Genomic DNA, 16,395 nt, shown 5'->3' with positions numbered 1-16,395 from the left:
CCCAACCGGACTTCCCCGCGGAGTCGTATCCACAGTGACGTTCCTGCAATGAAGGAGGAACCCATGACCGCCGAACCCGCAACCAGCACACCCGCACCGACCACGTCTGCGACCGACGCGTCCGCCGATCCACTGCTCCAGCCCTTCGAACTCGGCAGACTCACGCTGCGCAACCGCATCGTCTCGACCTCGCACGAGCCCGCGTACACCGAGCTCGGCATGCCGAAGGACCGCTACCGCCTCTATCACCGGGAGAAGGCCCGCGGCGGTGTCGGGCTGACGATGATCGGCGGTTCGGCCATCGTGTCGAAGGACTCCCCCGCCGCGTTCGGCAATATCGACCTCTCCACCGACGAGGTGGTTCCGTGGCTGTCCGCGATCGCTGACGACTGCCACGACGAGGGCGCGGCGATCATGATCCAGGCGACTCATTTGGGCCACCGATCCTCGAACTTCGCCGGCGACTGGCTGCCGCTGGTCTCGGCCTCTCGGACCCGGGAGGCTGCGCACCGGTCGTTCACCAAGGCGCTCGAGGACTTCGATATGGATCGCGTCGTCGCGGATTTCGCGTCCGCCGCCGAACGCGTCGCCGCCGCCGGATTCGACGGACTCGAGGTCATGCACGCCGGTCACCTGCTCGATTCCTTCCTCGCCCCGTGGCTCAACGACCGCGACGACGAATTCTCCGGCGAACTGGAGAATCTCATCACGTTCCCGATGCGCATCATCGACGCCGTACGCGCGGCCGTTCCCGACGACTTCGTCCTCGGCATCCGCATGGCCGTCGACGAGCGCCGCGAAGACGGCATGGACGAAGCGAGGGCCACCGAGATCCTCCGAACCTACACCGATCACGGCATCGATTTCCTCAACCTCAACGTCGGGATGATCAACTCGGACCGTCAGCTCGCCGAGGCGATCCCCGGCATGGGCACCCCCTCGGCCCCCTGGCTCGAGACCTGCCGTCGCATCCGCGAGGCCATCGACATCCCCGTCCTCCACGCCGCGCGCATCTCCGACGCCGCGACCGCCCGGTTCGTGATCGCCGATGGCTGCCTCGACCTCGTCGGGATGACCCGGGCGCAGCTGGCCGACCCTCACCTGGCGCGCAAGGTGGCCGAAGGACGTGAGGACGATATCCGCCCCTGCGTCGGAGCCAATATGTGCCTCGACTCCATCTACACCTCCGGCTCGGCCACCTGCATCCACAATCCCGCTACCGGCCGGGAGGCCGATCTGCCGCAGGAGGTTCCCCACGACATCACGACCGGACCCAAGCACGTCGTCATCATCGGCGCCGGACCGGCAGGGCTCGAAGCCGCCCGTGTCGCGGCCGTGCGCGGTCACCGGGTGACCCTGCTCGAGGCCGAGGACGCCCCCGGCGGGCAGGTCCGCATCGCCGCCCGCTCGCAGCGCCGCCGCGAGCTCATCGGCATCATCGACTGGCGCGTCCAGCAGTGCAGGAAGCACGGCGTCGACCTGCGACTGAACACCTTCGCCGAGGCGGACGAGATCCTCGCACTCGACCCCGACGTCGTCATCGTCGCCACCGGAGGCGTCCCCGACGCCGGGTATCCCTTCCGCGAGCAGGGCCCGAGCTTCGACGTCTGGGACGTTATGGATGACCGGCTGAAGTCGAAGCAGCGGGTGCTCGTCTTCGACGACCACGGGTTCTACCCGGCGCTCGACGCCGTCGAACGCCTGGCCCGAGCCGGCCAGCAGGTCACCTACGTCAGTCCCGAACGCACGATCGGCATCGACGTGGGGTCGATGAACTCCCCCGCCTATCTTCAGGTGTTCTCCGAATTCGGAGTCGAGGTCCGCCTCGGCGAGCGTTTCGCGAAGAAGCCGCGGATCGAGGGGAAGGAGATCGTGGCGATGCTGCGCAACGACTATTCGGATCGGGAGGCAGAGGTCGTCACCGATGCCGTGGTCGTCGATTTCGGGACGACGCCCAATGACGAGGTCTATTTCGAGCTCAAGTCGCGGTCGACGAACCACGGGGCGACAGATCTCGAAGCGTGGGTCCACGGACGCCCGCAGCCGGATTCCGCCGGTGTGACGACCACTCACCCTGGTGCGACGGCAGTCGCGGAACCGACGACCACGTCCGCCACCACCTCCGCCGCGACGGGGCACCCGTTCACGCTGTATCGGATCGGTGACGCCGTCGCCTCCCGCAATGTGCATGCGGCGGTTCTTGAAGGGCTGAGAGTGGGAATGGGGCTGTGAGCACGATCTGCACGAGTGTGGACTTCCATACCGCCGGCGAACCGTTCCGGATCGTCGCCGAACCCCCGGTCGAGACCCCCGGCGCGAGCGTGGCGCAGCGTCGGGAGCTGGCCGTGCCGGGCTCGGAAGTCGATGATCTGCGCAGGCTGCTGTGCTTCGAACCGCGCGGTCATGCGGACATGTACGGCGGTTTCATCACCGAACCCGATGACGATGGGGCTGACTTCGGGGTGCTGTTCTGGCACAAGGACGGCTTCTCCACGGCCTGCGGTCACGGAACGATGGCGCTCGGCGCATGGGCGGTGTCAGCCGGGATCGTCGCCGTCGATCCGTCCGGGACCACGGAGGTCACGATCGACGTGCCCTCAGGCCGAGTGCGCGCGCAGGTGCACACGGACGCCGAGGGGCGGGCCACCTCGGTGGACTTCGTCAACGTGCCCAGCCGGCTCATCGCCTCGGGACTCACAGTGGATACGAGCCTGGGTCCGGTGACGGTCGACCTCGCGTGGGGCGGGGCGATCTATGCTCTCGTCGACGTCGCTCAGTTGGGTGCTGCCGCCGGTTCCTCCCAGGACGACGCTACCCAGTTCGACAAGAAGAACCGCCTCGGTGAAGTGAGCTGCGAAGTCGTGCCTGAGAATCTCACCGCGCTCATAGCCTTGGGCCGCGAGGTCAAGGCGGGTCTCGCTGATCATCCGGACACCGTCCACCCCGAGGATGACCGCCTTTCCGGGGTGTACGGCACGATCTTCGTCGACCGGCTCGGCACTCTGCCCGGCGGCGAACTGCATCAGCGCAATGTCACGGTCTTCGCCGACGGTCAGGTCGACCGATCGCCGTGCGGGTCTGGCACGGCGGCTCGAGTCGCAGCTCTCCATGCCGCCGGTGAGCTTTGCCCGGGGCAGACGCTCGCCCATGAGTCGATCGTCGGCACTCGATTCCCGGCTCGAGTGCTCGAAGAGACCGCCGACGGCGTCATCCCGGTCGTCACCGGCAGCGCCCACCGGGTGGCCACCACGACGTTCGAGGTCGACCCGCTCGATGATCTCGTGCCCGGGTTCGTGCTGCGGTGAGTCCCCTCCTTCGACGATGAGAGGGATCAACGCAGTCGACACGCCGACTCCCGCATCGCGACGACAATAGCTGTTGCGAATAGAATCGCAAGTGTAATCCAGGTCACATTGCTAAGGGGTGGGTGTGGGCAAGTACATCCTCCGGCGTGTGCTGCTGATGATTCCGATCGTGCTCGGTGTCGCCACGCTGTCCTTCATCCTCATGAAGCTGGCACCCGGCGATCCCGCCGCCGCGTATCTCGGCGATAAAGCCACTCCGGAGAACGTCGCTCAGCTTCGTCAGGCCTGGGGTCTCGACGAACCGATGATCATCCAGTATCTTCAGTTCCTTGCAGGCCTCCTCGTCGGTGACTTCGGGCAGTCGTTCATCTTCCAGACCTCCGTCCTCGAACTGCTGAAGCTGCGGATGCCGGCCACCTTGCTGCTCATGCTCGTGTCTCTGGTGTTCGCCGTCGTCATCTCCGTCCCGCTGTCACTGTGAGTGGCCGCAAAGAGATCAGCCGCCTCGGCGATCGTGTCGAGGGTCTTCGCCGCCACCGTCCAAGGCATGCCGGCGTTCTTCGTCGGCACACTGCTCATCCTCCTCCTCGGGGTGAACCTGGGCATCTTCCCGGTCGGCGGCTACGGCAGCAACTTCGGTGAGCACCTCTACTCCCTCGTCCTGCCCGGACTCGCTGTCGCGCTGACGACCTGCCCCGTGCTCATCCGCAGCCTCACCGCGGCACTGAACGATTCGATGTCGGCCGAGTACACGAACTTCGCCCTGTCGAAGGGTCTGAGCCGGAAGCGGACGGTCATCGACTATGCCTTCCGCAACGCTGGAATCACAGGTGTTTCGATCCTCGGCATCCAGGTCGGCCACCTCGTCGGCGGTGCGCTCGTCGTTGAGAACGTCTTCGCGATCCCCGGCGTCGGCTCACTCCTCATGGAAGCCGTCCTCGCCCGCGACTACGACGTCGTGCAGGCGCTGACAGTGATCTTCGGTGTCCTCGTCGTCCTCGTCTATCTGCTCACCGACGTCGTCTACAGCATCGTCGATCCACGCGTGCGGCTGGGGGCATGATGAGCGAACCGACGACCTCCCCCACGGCGACCGGCGCCACCGGCCCCGGCGGAAAGCCGCCGCGGACTCGCGGCGGCACCGCGTCCCGGGCGACGCCGACCGCACGATTCACGCTTCCCCTGCCGGCGTTCCTGCGACGGCACAATCTTCAGCTGTGGATCGGCGCGGTCATCCTCGGTGCGATGGTGCTGCTGCTCGCCATCGGACCGCTCTTCGTCACCGACGACCCCAATCGGCAGGACCTGCTCAACACCTTCGCCCCGTCGTCGATCGCGCACCCACTGGGCACCGATCAGCTCGGGCGAGACGTCCTCTCCCGCTTCCTTCACGGCGGTCGCGTCGATCTCATCGTCGCCGTCGTCGCCGTCATCGTGCCCTTCATCCTCGGCACGATCCTCGGTTCGCTGGCCGGATACTTCGGCCGCTGGGTCGACATCGTCATCATGCGCCTGGCCGATATCGTCTCGGCCTTCCCGTTCTACGTCCTGGTCATCGTGCTCGTCTTCGTCATGGGCAACGGAATGGGCAGCATCTTCGTCGCCATCAGCGCCGTCTCCTGGGTGGCCTACGCCCGCATCGTCCGCGGCGAGGTGCTCGTGCTCAGAGAGCAGGAATTCATCTCCGCCTGCCGCGCCTCCGGACTGAGCACTCCCCGGATCCTCACCCGCCACATCATTCCGAACACCGTCAGTCAGGGCGTCATCTATGCGATGAGCGACATCGTGCTCAACATCGGCGTCGTCGTCACCCTCAGCTACTTCGGCATGGGCATCGTCCCACCGACCGCCGACTGGGGTCAGATGATGAACGACGGCCAGCAGTACATGGGCACCGGCAACTACGGACTCATCCTGTGGCCGGGATTCGCCGTCGTCATCGTGTCATTCGCGCTGGCGCTCATCGGCGACGGACTGACGAACACACTGAAGCCGAAGAGGTGACCATGCCCATCCTCGAAGTGGACTCCCTCACCGTCGACATCGACGGAGAAGCCGGACGGCGTCGGATCCTCGACGACGTGTCGATCAGCCTCGAGGCCGGTGAGCCGATGGGTCTCGTCGGCGAATCGGGATCGGGCAAGTCGATGACGCTGCGCAGCATCCTCGGAATGCTCCCGCCCGGCGCCTCCGTCGTCGGCGGGGAGATCCGATTCGACGGTCGCAATATCCTCACCTCCGGGCCGGGCGGACGATTCGACCAGCGCATCCGCGGCACCGGCATCTCGATGGTGTTCCAAGAACCGGCCATCGCACTCAACCCGGTGATGAAGGTCGGCCGGCAGATCACCGATGCCATCGCCGAGCGCAGAGGACTGTCGAAGAAGCAGGCTCACGACCTCGCCGTCGAGCTCATGGACAGTGTCGGAATCACCGATCCCGACCGCCGAGCCAGGCACTACCCGTTCCAACTCTCGGGTGGAATGCGTCAGCGTGTGATGATCGCGGCGGCGTTGGCGCAGGAGCCGCGGGTGCTGCTCTGTGACGAACCGACGACGGCGCTCGACGTGACGATCCAGGCGCAGGTGCTCGATCTCTTCCGCACCATGCATCAGGACGAGGGCCTCGGTCTGCTCTATGTCACCCATGACCTCGCGGTCGTCGCTCAGCTGTGCTCGTCGATCAGTGTGATGAAGGACGGGCAGATCGTCGAACACGGTGTGCTGCAGGAAGTCTTCGACGATCCTCAGGAGGAGTACACGCGTCGACTGCTGACAGCGACTCCGCGAATCGATGAGGGCGTTGACGATGTGGGCCTTGCCGAGGAGACACGATGACCGAGACTCAGCCGGCACCGGCTCGCGGTCTGCGCGCCGAGAACGTCACCGTCACCTTCGGACGTGGTGACCGCGCCTTCACCGCGGTCGATTCCGCCGACCTGCAGGTCCTCCCGGGCGAGATCGTCGGGCTCGTCGGCGAATCGGGTTCGGGGAAGTCGACGCTGTCCCGAGTCATCTGCGGACTCCAGCGTGACTACGACGGCACGGTGAGCGTCGACGGTCGGGAGTTCGCACAGAAGCGCACGAGCGCTCAGTGGCGGATCGTGCAGATGGTCTTCCAGGACCCCTTCGCCTCCCTCGACCCCCGTTATACAGTGCGGGCCACCCTCGCCGAGGTGATCCGCCATCATCGTCTCGCCTCCGGTGCCGCTCTGCGGGCCAGGTGTGCGGAGCTCATGGAGATGGTGCGGCTGCCCGAGGAGTTCCTCGACCGCACCCCGACCGCCATGTCGGGAGGCCAGAGGCAGAGGGTGGCGATCGCCCGAGCGCTTGCCGTCGAGCCCAGGATCATCGTCGCCGATGAGGCCGTCTCCGCCCTCGACGTCAGTGTTCAAGCTGAGATCGTCGCACTCTTCGCCCGACTGCGCGAGGAACTCGACCTGTCGATCCTCTTCATCTCCCATGACCTGGCGGTCGTCAAGAAGCTGTGCGAGCGGATCTACGTCATCCACAACGGACGTCTCGTCGAAGAGAACACCACCGAGGAGATCTTCACGTCACCGCGCGACGACTACACGAAGACACTGCTGAAGGCGATACCCACCTTCGACAGCGCCTACCTCGATCGGATCCGAAGAGAGGAAGGGTGATGGCCAAGAGATTCGCAGCAGTAACTGCCGCGCTCTGCGCCTGCCTCCTGGTCCTCGCAGGGTGCAGTTCATCTGGAAAGAAGACTGCCCGGCCCGGAGGCGACCTCGTCTTCGCTCGCGCCGCCGATGCCACAACTCTGCTGCCACCCACGACGACCCAGAATGAAGACATCTGGACGCTCCAGCAGGTCTACGAGACTCTCACGCTCAACAAATCCGACGGGTCCGGGGTCGAACCGGGGCTGGCAACCGATTGGGAGAAATCGAAGGACAAGATGTCCTGGACCTTCCACCTGCGCGAGGGAGTGAAATTCCACAGCGGCAAGACCTTCGACGCCGACGATGTCGTCTTCTCCCTGAACTATGCGCGGGATCAGGAGGATGAGAACAATCTCTGGGCAGCCGAATTCGACCCGATCAAAGACGTGAAGAAAGTCGATGACCACACGGTGCGCATCGACCTGAAGCAGCCGTGGGGTCCCCTGCCCAGCTATATGGCGCTGTTCGCCGCATCGATCTACCCCGACGACTTCGGCGGACACGACGCCGAGTACATGGCAGCGCACGCAGACGGCACTGGGCCGTTCAAGGTCGGCAATTGGAATAAGGGACAGAGCCTGGAACTGGTGAAGAATCCGGACTACTGGGAGGACGGCGTCCCCTCACTGGATTCCGTGACCTTCAACGTCGTCGCCGATGACAACACTCGTCGCCTGCAGCTGCAGGGCGGCCAGGCCGATATCAACCAGGAACCGGCACCGCTGAGCATGAGTCAGCTCTCGCGCTCACAGGACATCAATGCCCAGGCGTTCACCTCGACGAAGATCCTCTACTTCAACATCAACAACAAGGAGAAGGGACTCGACGATCCCAAGCTGCGCCGCGCCATGTCTTATGCGGTCGACCGCAAGTCCATCGTCGAGGTGGTCTACGCCGGTTATGCCGAGCCCGCGACCTCGTTCGTCTCACCGGGCCTCGCCGGTCATGCGGACAAGGTCGACAGCAGCCAGTTCGACGTGGAGAAGGCCGAACAGCTGGTCAAGGAGTCTGATCATCCAGACGGGATCGACATCACCATTCAGATTCCCTCGGGAGTCGCCGATCGTGAGCTGCTGGCGCAGATCGCCCAGCAGGCGTGGCAGGACATCGGCCTGACCGTTCACGTCCAAAAGCTCGACGATGCGACTCTGACGACGAACCGCACGAACGGCAACTTCCAAGTTCAGGTCAGCTATGCGACGTCCGATGTCTCCGACACGTCGCAGATGATCAACTTCCTCGCCGTCACCGACGACTCCGGGGTTCGTTCGGGCTATGCCAACCCCGACGTGGAGAAATGGGCGGAGGAGGCCGTGGCCGAAGAGGATACGGAGAAGCAGAACGAGCTCTACGCCCAGATCCAGCAGCAGGTCGCCGACGAGGCCCCGATCGTACCGATCGCCTACCAGCGAGCACTGTACGGAATGAGCCGGGATGTCGTCGGCTTCGAACCCTATGTGCTTGGCACCTACGGGCTGAAGGAGACGAAGCTCAAGCACTGAGCAGGCAGCTCACCTGTCGACGACGATGTCGGTCAGCGGAGTCGAGCAGCAGGGCAGGAACTTACCCGCAGCGATCTCCTTCGGCCGGATGCCTCCCGCATGCTTCATCTCGACTTCGCCGCTGATGAGCACGGACTTGCAGGTTCCGCACGCGCCTTCCGAGCAGGATGAGGGCACCGACAGCCCGGCGTCCAGAGCAGAATCGAGGACGGTCGTGGACTCACCGCAGTCGACCACGCGCCCGGAGACAGCGAACTCGACGACGTGGCTCACTCCAGTGCCGCCGACGACGGCGGCTCCGGCAGCTTTGGCTCTCGCACCTGCCTTGGCCAAACGGTCGGCAGGTGACGTGGCGAAGACGAACGACTCCTCATGCATTCGCGCCGATTCCACCCCCGCTTCGGCGAGCAGGGGTCGTACCGCTTCCATATACGGACCCGGCCCGCACACGAAGGTTTCGCGGTCGGCCGCGTCAGGGACCACCTCGGCGAGGGTGGACGCATCGATCCGACCCCGCCGACCGGCCCAGGCCTCGGCCTCGGAATCCCTAGAGCACAAGATGGTGACGCTGACTCCGGCGACCTCGGCGAGCTGTTCGAGCTCGGCACGGAAGATGATGTCGATCGGCGACGAGGCGCTGTGGACGAAGACGATGTCCGTGCCGAACCCTCCCTGTCTGGCCAGCAGGCTGCGCACCATCGACATGATCGGAGTGATTCCGGAGCCGGCGGAGAGGAAGAGGTGACGTTCGGCCTGATGGAAGCTCGTGCTGAACAGCCCGTACGGCCCGTCCACGTGCAGCTGATCGCCGACCCGCACATCGTCATGAAGATGGGCCGATACCGCTCCCCCGGCTACGCGCTTGACCGTGATGGTGAAGATGTTCGTGCCGAAGGGCGCCGAGGAGATCGAATAGCAGCGCTCGAGTCCGAGCTCGGGGATGCGCATCGCCACGTACTGGCCTGGCGCGAAATCGACGGCGGTCATCCATCCCGCCCGCAGCTCGAAGGTCTTGACATCGTGAGTCACCTGAGTGATTCCGGTGACCTCGACGGGACCGGTGAGCAATTCCGGGTCGAGCGGCGTTTCCGCCGCCACGGCCAGGGGGCCGGTCTGAGCAGGCGGTTCGACCGATGCGGTCGCGGCCGGGTGAACGGGCACGGGGGTGGACGCTGCAGGGGCGACCGGGGCCAGTCGTGCGGGCCAGTCGGCCCACATCCGCCCGGTCTTCGCGGGCACACGGAAGGTCGCCTTGCTCAGCGGCTTCGCAGAGCCCGCGCCCGCCGCGGCGGCTGCAGCGTCGACGAGCCTGGATGCAATCGTCGAATGGCGGTACCTCATCGTCGTTCAGCTCCTTCCAATTGCACGGTCCGCTGTTCTCGGTGGGCCTTGAGACGTTCGATGTACCAGTTGACGAAGTCATCGACCTGGGATTCTGTGGGTGCGTAGGGGCCCGGCACGTACGCCGGCGACGAGATTCCCAGGTGCCCGCGTTCGCAGAAGGTCGCGTCCTGTTCGTTCGTCTTGAGCCACACCGTCGTGAGGTTGTCGAGGTCGTAGTCGACGCCTTCTTCCGCATCGGCGTGGACGAGCCAGGTCGTGCGCACCAGCGTCTTGTCCTCGGCCAACGGCAGCAGGCTGAACGTCACCACGTGGTCACCCATCGCGTGGAACCACATATTCGGCTGCACGTGCAGCGAGGCCCGGCCCAGAACGAAGGTGTCGAGGTTGCCCAATAATTTCGCCGAGGCGGCCGATCCGTCCATCGTGTACGACTCGCCCTTCCCGTCGAGAGCTGCCCGTTCGATCCGGAATCCGGTGGGCCGACCGCTCAGCTCCTCGACGAGGGCATATGGCAGGCCGTTGCGGTCGCAGTCGACATGAAGCTGATCCTCGGCGTCGAGGTACCGCTGGTACGCCGGCTGCAGGCGTTTGGGAATCTCGTCGGGTTCGTAGCCGTAGGTGGGGAAGAACGTGCACGTCAGCTCCGGGTGGCCGGCTTCGCAGTGGTAGCACTCACGGTTGTTCTCCATGACGAGCTTCCAGTTCGAGTCCTCGATGAGGTCACTCTGCGCAGCCACCTTCGTCCCGGCGATGTCATGCCCGGTCAGGTAGGGCTCGATGACCCCGGCCACCTCATCGATATCATCGGGCGGAGTCGGGCTGAGACAGATGAAGATGAGCCCGCCGATGACGCGGAGGTTCACCGAACGCAGGGAGAAGCAGCTCCGGTCGAAGCCGGGAGCTTGAACGCCTGCAGAGATGAGCTCTCCGGCAGGGGTGTAGGTCCACTGGTGGTAGCCGCACACGATGTTGCCCACCGAGCCGGACAGGTCATTGAGCAAGCGAGTCCCCCGGTGACGGCACACATTGTGGTGCGCCCGGATCTCTCCGTCGTCATCGCGGATGACGATGACGGAGTAGGCGCCGATGTCGACCGTGAGATAGTCACCGGGCTCGGGCACTTCGGCAGCAGAGGCGACGAAGATCCAGGTCGAGGTGAAGATCGCCTCGATATCGCGGGAGAAGAACTCCGGGCTGATGTAGAACGGCGCCGCCAGCGAATAGCCGGGCACACGTTCGTCGATGAGTCGGTCGATATCGGTCCTGTCGTGCCCGCCCGATCCGGCAGCCGCACCCGACCCAGCGAGACCGCTCGTGCTGGAATCGGTCCGCTTCTGCTCTGGCGCCAGAGTCAATTCGCCCACCACCTCGTCGTGTCTCGGCCGCGCCTGCTGTCGGCCCCTTCGCCGACCGCGACCGTGGAGTTCGTGCTCCTGCCCCCAGTGTCCGCCAGAGGTTTGCTGAAGAAAAGCGAATCTTCTTCATCCGAAACGTGCAATACTATTGCATGATCGATCCGCGTCTCCACGTCCTTCGGGTCCTTGCCGAAGTCGGCACTCTCACCGAGGCGGCACACCGCCTCGGATACACCCCTTCAGCCGTATCGCACCAGCTCAGAGGCCTGTCGAAGGATCTCGGCGTGCGCATCGTCGAACCGCGCGGTCGCGGACTCGTCCTCACTCGCGCCGGTCAGCTTCTCCTCGAACGCTCTCAGGAGCTCTTCACCAGGTGGGAGGAGATCCGAGGCGAGCTCGACGGCCTCGGCACCAGCCGAGATACGCGCACCAGACGGCTGCGACTGTGCGGCTTCTCCACTGCCGCGGCCGCCCTGCTTCCACCGACAGCTCTGACGGTGATGGAGCGATTCCCGGGTGCCGAGGTCACGATCATCGAAGCCGACCCCGAGGAGTGCTTCGACCTACTCATCTCCGACCATGCCGACGTCGCCGTGGTCGTGGCCACCGACCCGCTGCCGCCGCGCAGCGATCCCCGCTTCGAGCAGTCGGCCCTGTTCAGCGATCGCCTCGATCTGCTGGTTCCCGTCGGACACCGCCTGGCAGCGAAGTCAGCTGTGGCGTTGAGCGAGGCCGCCGAGGAGTCCTGGATCCTCGACCGGGCGGGCTCGCCGTATCACCGTCTGGTGCGCACCGCGTGTGCGGCTGCCGGCTTCCAACCGGAACAGGCCCATCAGTCTCGGGAGTGGGAGACGGGTGCGGCGTTGGTCTCGGCGGGACTCGGGGTCGCCCTCATTCCTCGCCTGGCGCGCCTGCCGGACGGCTTCGATGTGGTGCGCGTGCCGCTGCGCGGTGATCCGGTGCCGTCACGGAAGATCCTCTCGGGCATCCGCCGCGGTTCGGGCGCTCAGCCGATCATCGCCTCGGCGTTGGAGGTCCTCCGGGCGTCTGCTGAAACGGCGGCCCACCAGGAGGCCTGACCATCCGGACCTGCGGTCGCATTCGACGCCGCTTCCGCGCGACGACGGTGGTGAGGACGATCCCGGCGATGAGCACCAGAACGGAAACCACGGCCACAACGAAACCGGTGATGAAGAAGCCGGAGGCGACATCGTCGAAGGCGTCGACGTTGCCACCGCCGCCGAGGAGGAACAGGAACATCGGGATGACGAGGATGCACAACCCCACCCCGAGGCCGAGAACTCCGGCGATGATGAGGAGGATTCCCCACACCACCGACGGTTTCTTCGCAGGCACGCCTTGCGGCGGGACCCCTCCGGGCTGGATCATCTGCGGGTGACGCGTCATCCGGGCCTCCTTCCTCTCCCCCGATCCTATCGGGGACTCGAAACCACGCCATGACCTGCGCGTAGAGTTGAAGCACATACTTCGAAAGACGGGCACCACGATGGACGATATGACCTCCGACGATCGGTCCAACCGGTCCGACAGCGAATCTCAGACTTCCGCACCCGAGGGCACGGCCGCCTCGGCGCGAGGTGGGACGCTCAAACGCACGATCGGTCTGAGCGAGCTCGTCTTCTTCGGACTCGTCTTCATCGGTCCCGCGGCCGCAGTCGGCGTGTTCGGCACCCTCGATGCCCGCTCGGGCGGGGCCGTGGCACTCGTCTACATCGTCGCGACGATCGTCATGGCCTTCACCGCAGTCAGCTATATGCGCATGTCACGGGAGGTCCCCCGCGCAGGCACGGTGTTCGCCTACGCCTCGGCGGGAATCGGAAAACCGGCCGGCTTCGTCGCCGGCTGGATGATCCTCCTCGACTATCTCTTCATCCCGTCGGTCGCCTATCTGTTCACCGGGATCGCCCTGAACTCGATCTTCCCCGCACTGCCCGTCTGGGTGTTCGTGGCGGTCGCCGTCATCCTCACCACCGGGCTCAATCTCGCCGGGGTCAAGGTCGCCTCCCGCGTGATCACCGGGGTCGTCCTCGCCGAGGTGGCCGTCCTTGCTCTGGTCCTCGTCCTCGGCATCGCCTACCTCGTCCAGCACGGCCCGACGCGGGGATGGCTGACCCCGCTGACCGGAGTGGATGCGTTCTCCGTGACCGCGGTGCTCGCTGCCGTGTCCGTGGCCGTCCTGTCGTATCTCGGCTTCGACTCGCTCGCGACATTCTCCGAGGAGGCCAAGGGCGGGCCGCGGATCGTCGGCCGTGCCACGCTCATCTGTCTCGTGCTCGCAGGTGTCTTCTTCGTCGCGCAGACCTGGGTGGGCAGTCTGCTCTCACCGCTGACTCCGGCGGACCTGCAGGCCGACCCCTCACTTGAGGGTGCCGCCTACTACGACGCCGTCGATTCGACTCTCGGCCCGTGGCTGCACTGGCTGCTCGCCTTGGCCAAGGCCGTGGGCGCGGCGTTCTCCGCGATGATCGGTCAGGCCGCCGGCTCCCGCATCCTCATGGACATGGGACGGTCCCGTCAGGTGCCGAAATTCCTCGCCGAGGTGGCCCCGAAGACCGGTGTGCCGTGGAAGGGAATCCTCGTGGCCGCCGGCGGCAATGTCATCGTGGCCGGGTGGGCGGCGACCCGTGCCGACGGTCTCGACCAGCTGACCTCGATCGTCAACGTCGGGGCGCTGACGGCGTTCATCTTCCTTCAGGCTTCGGTGGTCGGATACTTCCTCGTGAAGAAGCAGGGCAGCGAGACTCCCAACTGGTTCAACCACGGCGTCATTCCGGTCATCGGCGCCGCTCTGCTCATCGCTGTGAGTCGCAGCGGTAAATGGCATGGTTTTCACAGCGTTTAGTGACCGATGAGGAGAGCCTGCCGAGCTGCCTCGACAACCTCGGGCGTCAACTCGTTGAGGTCGTTCACGGTCTGCACGCGCTCGATCTGGGTGAGTAAACGGTCGACGAGGCGGAAGTTGCCTGCGGTGATCCGGACGATAGTCGCGATCGCGGTTGCGTGGGCGACGCCACCATCGGTTGCCTCGCCCTCAGCTGGAAGTCGTCTGGCCAGGACTGCGGTGAGTTCGTCCGCGCTCAACTGGCGGTACTCGTGAGCGAAGCCGATACGGCTGTAGAGCTGCGGGTAGCGGGCGAGGCGTTTCTCGATGCCCGGCATACCAATGAGGATGACGCCCATATGGTGATGGTCGAAGTAGTCACGGACTTGCTCAAAGCCGGTGGCCTTAAGACGGTCGGCTTCGTCAATGATGAGCAGCTCGGTGCGTCCGCTGGAACGGGACTCGGTATGGACGTAGGGGTCGACGATGCCGTGCTCGGCGAAATCGACGGCGTAGGAGATGCGTTGACATGCTCGGGGCAGGCCCTGGTCTATTTGTTTCGGGGTGGCCACGACCGTGGGAGTGAAAAACACAGTGCGGGCCTCGAGAACACGTTCCGGCACAGGGCCGAGGGTGTCGGAGAAAAAGGATTCCCATTGTTCCCAGTCATCGACTCCGGAATAGTGCCGGGCGGAGAGTGTCTTGCCGACCCCCGGTGGCCCCCAGCACAGGCCAATATAGCGATGAGTGCGCACCGCGTCAGCGAACTCTGCGAAGCGGCGATGCTCATGAGTCGTCTGGAACGGTGGCAAATCGGGCCGTGGCGGGGCGCTGGAATTGATCTCCCCGAAATCGCCGAAAAGAAATCGGCTTCCATCATCGTCCTTGCTGAGGAGACTGTGTTTCGGGTCAGTCGGTGGCATAGAGACGCAATCCGTGTCGTGGTGGGACTTCGTCGACGCCGACCGGTTCCGCTTCGGTTGGTTCAGGCGGGACATAACGGTTGTCAATCGGCAGCGCGTCGGCGAGGCTGCGGCGGTGGCGCAGCTGTCGCTTGAGGTCACGGCGACGTTGTGACCGGGCAACCTGCAGCTCTCGTAGCGAGACGGACTCGGCGGCGAGCTCGGGAGCGATCGCGCGGCAGAGGTAATCATCATTGAAATAGACGCGGATCTCGCCGACATCGCGCGGGTCGAACCGGATAGTTACCTGTTCACCGACGTAGGCGGCCAGCACCGGGGACACATACCGGGTGGAGGAGAACTGAATCCCGTCGCGTTGGACCTTCCTTGTAGTCGCCGCAGTCAGCAGAAGTAGGTCCAAATCCTCCGGCCGTACTGGGGCTCGCGGTATGAAGCCGGAAGCTGCCCAGCGGTGGACGGGGGCTTGGTGGGTTTCGGAGTGTGGGCGCTGGTTGTATTCGGTGACAATGAATCTTTCCAGGATCGCGTCGAGTTGCTCAAGACTGAGCGCCGGGTCCGTGAGAGGTTCTCCGTTCGTTCCGTGCGGGATATACCCGGGTAGGTGCGGCAAGAGCTCGGTGGTGATGGAGCCATAGAACCGCTCGATCTTCCCTCGCCCCTGCGGAACGCCGATGCGTGAGTGGATGAGCTGTATCTGCGTGTCCAGGCAAACCCGTTCGAGGCGGACGGAGGTGAAGTCCGAGCCGTGATCGGAATAGAGCACATCTGGCAGGCCGCAGACCGGCCAGGCAGGATTCGTCTTCTGATTGACCGCTTGGTGTAGTGCCAGCGCTGTCTGTTCGGCTGATGGGGCACCCAGGAAGAGGGTGTAGCCGGCGACTGCGCGGGAGTAGTCATCCAGCAGCACCGTCAACCACGGCCGAACCGGCACGCCAGCTTGGTCGAGTACTGCAACGTCTAAGAGCGTGTGGTCGGCTTGCCACTGTTCGTTCGGGTTCAATGTGGTGCGGCGGAAAACCAATTCGAACTGGTCCCGGTAGGCGGCATCGCCGTGCTGGGCGAGTGTGCGCAGGCCCGGGTCGATGGCACCAATGATCCCCCGGACGCTGGAGTAGCTTGGCGCGGGCAGTCCCCGATCGGCAGCTATGCCGCTGACTCGGCGATGAACAAACGCGACTGAGGGCTCGGGGCAACGAAGCGCCAGAGCTTCGATCATCTCCACAATCTCGGGCAGTATTCGCCTCGTGCCGTTGTCAGCTCGCCGGAGGCGCTGCAGGCCATTGGACGTCGGGAAAGCACCATACTTCGCGGCCCAGCGTGACAACGTTCGCACCGGTACTCCTGATTCGGCCGCGATCCGTGTCCAAGGGACACCGTCATCGTGCTGGCGCAGCAGAGCCAGCCTCTCCTCTGGGGTCCTCTGCGCCATGACGATC

15 protein-coding genes are annotated in these 16,395 nt (G+C 64.9%); 10 read left to right on the top strand and 5 right to left on the bottom strand.

Annotated elements, in window-relative coordinates; all coding sequences use genetic code 11:
• Positions 1–63: 63 nt before the first annotated feature.
• The 8 genes from HK353_RS14325 to HK353_RS14290 all read left to right on the top strand — a co-directional run bounded on the left by HK353_RS14325 (position 64) and on the right by HK353_RS14290 (position 8,495).
• Positions 64–2,232: an oxidoreductase gene (locus tag HK353_RS14325; protein ID WP_173157195.1), complete on the top strand. Its 2,169-nt coding sequence runs from the start codon at positions 64–66 to the stop codon at positions 2,230–2,232.
• Complete coding sequence (locus tag HK353_RS14320) at positions 2,229–3,305, top strand: proline racemase family protein (RefSeq protein WP_342589945.1); 1,077 nt, start codon at positions 2,229–2,231, stop codon at positions 3,303–3,305. The genes HK353_RS14325 and HK353_RS14320 overlap by 4 nt, the downstream gene beginning before the upstream one ends.
• Positions 3,306–3,429: 124 nt before the next feature.
• Complete coding sequence (locus HK353_RS14315; RefSeq protein WP_173157193.1) at positions 3,430–3,786, top strand: ABC transporter permease family protein; 357 nt, start codon at positions 3,430–3,432, stop codon at positions 3,784–3,786.
• A complete protein-coding gene (locus HK353_RS14310) occupies positions 3,787–4,368 on the top strand; it encodes an ABC transporter permease subunit (protein ID WP_173157191.1) in 582 nt (193 codons plus the stop codon).
• The gene (locus HK353_RS14305) at positions 4,368–5,309 is read left to right on the top strand and encodes an ABC transporter permease (RefSeq protein WP_173157189.1); all 942 of its coding nucleotides are present in this window, start codon (positions 4,368–4,370) and stop codon (positions 5,307–5,309) included. The genes HK353_RS14310 and HK353_RS14305 overlap by 1 nt, the downstream gene beginning before the upstream one ends.
• 2 nt (positions 5,310–5,311) lie before the next feature.
• Positions 5,312–6,142, top strand: a complete 831-nt coding sequence (locus tag HK353_RS14300) for an ABC transporter ATP-binding protein (protein WP_173157187.1) — start codon at positions 5,312–5,314, stop codon at positions 6,140–6,142.
• Positions 6,139–6,954, top strand: coding sequence for an ABC transporter ATP-binding protein (locus HK353_RS14295; RefSeq protein WP_173157185.1), 816 nt, complete (start codon positions 6,139–6,141; stop codon positions 6,952–6,954). Before HK353_RS14300 ends, HK353_RS14295 begins: the two co-directional genes overlap by 4 nt.
• Entirely contained in the window at positions 6,954–8,495 is a 1,542-nt protein-coding gene (locus HK353_RS14290; protein ID WP_173157182.1) for an ABC transporter substrate-binding protein, read from the top strand. The genes HK353_RS14295 and HK353_RS14290 overlap by 1 nt, the downstream gene beginning before the upstream one ends.
• Before the next feature lie 9 nt (positions 8,496–8,504).
• On the opposite strand, the gene HK353_RS14285 is transcribed toward HK353_RS14290, so the two are convergent.
• Positions 8,505–9,836 carry an FAD-binding oxidoreductase gene (locus HK353_RS14285; protein WP_245396036.1) on the bottom strand — a complete coding sequence of 444 codons (1,332 nt, stop codon included), beginning with the start codon at positions 9,834–9,836 and terminating at the stop codon, positions 8,505–8,507.
• Positions 9,833–11,194, bottom strand: coding sequence for an aromatic ring-hydroxylating oxygenase subunit alpha (locus HK353_RS14280; RefSeq protein ID WP_245396035.1), 1,362 nt, complete (start codon positions 11,192–11,194; stop codon positions 9,833–9,835). Before HK353_RS14280 ends, HK353_RS14285 begins: the two co-directional genes overlap by 4 nt.
• 152 nt (positions 11,195–11,346) lie before the next feature.
• On the opposite strand from HK353_RS14280, the gene HK353_RS14275 reads away from it, so the two are divergent.
• Positions 11,347–12,273 (top strand): LysR family transcriptional regulator, encoded by a 927-nt coding sequence (locus tag HK353_RS14275; protein ID WP_173157180.1) that lies wholly within the window; start codon positions 11,347–11,349, stop codon positions 12,271–12,273.
• Here HK353_RS14275 and HK353_RS14270 read toward each other — a convergent pair.
• Positions 12,209–12,601 carry a hypothetical protein gene (locus HK353_RS14270; protein WP_173157178.1) on the bottom strand — a complete coding sequence of 131 codons (393 nt, stop codon included), beginning with the start codon at positions 12,599–12,601 and terminating at the stop codon, positions 12,209–12,211. The two genes, HK353_RS14275 and HK353_RS14270, sit on opposite strands and share 65 nt — an antisense overlap.
• Positions 12,602–12,710: 109 nt before the next feature.
• Between HK353_RS14270 and HK353_RS14265 the strand changes: the two genes are divergently transcribed.
• Complete coding sequence (locus HK353_RS14265; RefSeq protein ID WP_173157176.1) at positions 12,711–14,057, top strand: APC family permease; 1,347 nt, start codon at positions 12,711–12,713, stop codon at positions 14,055–14,057.
• Here the strand turns inward: HK353_RS14265 and HK353_RS14260 are convergent.
• A complete protein-coding gene (locus tag HK353_RS14260) occupies positions 14,054–14,959 on the bottom strand; it encodes an AAA family ATPase (protein WP_173157174.1) in 906 nt (301 codons plus the stop codon). The two genes, HK353_RS14265 and HK353_RS14260, sit on opposite strands and share 4 nt — an antisense overlap.
• Positions 14,946–16,388 (bottom strand): Mu transposase C-terminal domain-containing protein, encoded by a 1,443-nt coding sequence (locus HK353_RS14255; RefSeq protein ID WP_217278494.1) that lies wholly within the window; start codon positions 16,386–16,388, stop codon positions 14,946–14,948. The genes HK353_RS14260 and HK353_RS14255 overlap by 14 nt, the downstream gene beginning before the upstream one ends.
• Positions 16,389–16,395: the final 7 nt, after the last annotated feature.

It is taken from the genome of Brevibacterium permense (assembly GCF_013280495.1).
In the GTDB taxonomy this organism is placed as follows: Bacteria; Actinomycetota; Actinomycetes; order Actinomycetales; family Brevibacteriaceae; genus Brevibacterium; species Brevibacterium permense.
The sequence above is the reverse complement of the archived record's forward strand: the minus strand, read 5'-3'. Positions and strand labels throughout refer to the sequence as shown.

What these genes read in the sequence shown, in the direction of transcription:
- HK353_RS14325 (WP_173157195.1), top strand. Translation starts at nt 64, where the DNA reads ATGACCGCCGAACCCGCAACCAGCACACCCGCACCGACCACGTCTGCG.
- HK353_RS14305 (WP_173157189.1), top strand. Translation starts at nt 4,368, where the DNA reads ATGAGCGAACCGACGACCTCCCCCACGGCGACCGGCGCCACCGGCCCC.
- HK353_RS14300 (WP_173157187.1), top strand. Translation starts at nt 5,312, where the DNA reads ATGCCCATCCTCGAAGTGGACTCCCTCACCGTCGACATCGACGGAGAA.
- HK353_RS14295 (WP_173157185.1), top strand. Translation starts at nt 6,139, where the DNA reads ATGACCGAGACTCAGCCGGCACCGGCTCGCGGTCTGCGCGCCGAGAAC.
- HK353_RS14290 (WP_173157182.1), top strand. Translation starts at nt 6,954, where the DNA reads ATGGCCAAGAGATTCGCAGCAGTAACTGCCGCGCTCTGCGCCTGCCTC.
- HK353_RS14285 (WP_245396036.1), bottom strand. Translation starts at nt 9,836, where the DNA reads ATGAGGTACCGCCATTCGACGATTGCATCCAGGCTCGTCGACGCTGCA.
- HK353_RS14275 (WP_173157180.1), top strand. Translation starts at nt 11,347, where the DNA reads ATGATCGATCCGCGTCTCCACGTCCTTCGGGTCCTTGCCGAAGTCGGC.
- HK353_RS14270 (WP_173157178.1), bottom strand. Translation starts at nt 12,601, where the DNA reads ATGACGCGTCACCCGCAGATGATCCAGCCCGGAGGGGTCCCGCCGCAA.
- HK353_RS14265 (WP_173157176.1), top strand. Translation starts at nt 12,711, where the DNA reads ATGACCTCCGACGATCGGTCCAACCGGTCCGACAGCGAATCTCAGACT.
- HK353_RS14260 (WP_173157174.1), bottom strand. Translation starts at nt 14,959, where the DNA reads ATGCCACCGACTGACCCGAAACACAGTCTCCTCAGCAAGGACGATGAT.
- HK353_RS14255 (WP_217278494.1), bottom strand. Translation starts at nt 16,388, where the DNA reads ATGGCGCAGAGGACCCCAGAGGAGAGGCTGGCTCTGCTGCGCCAGCAC.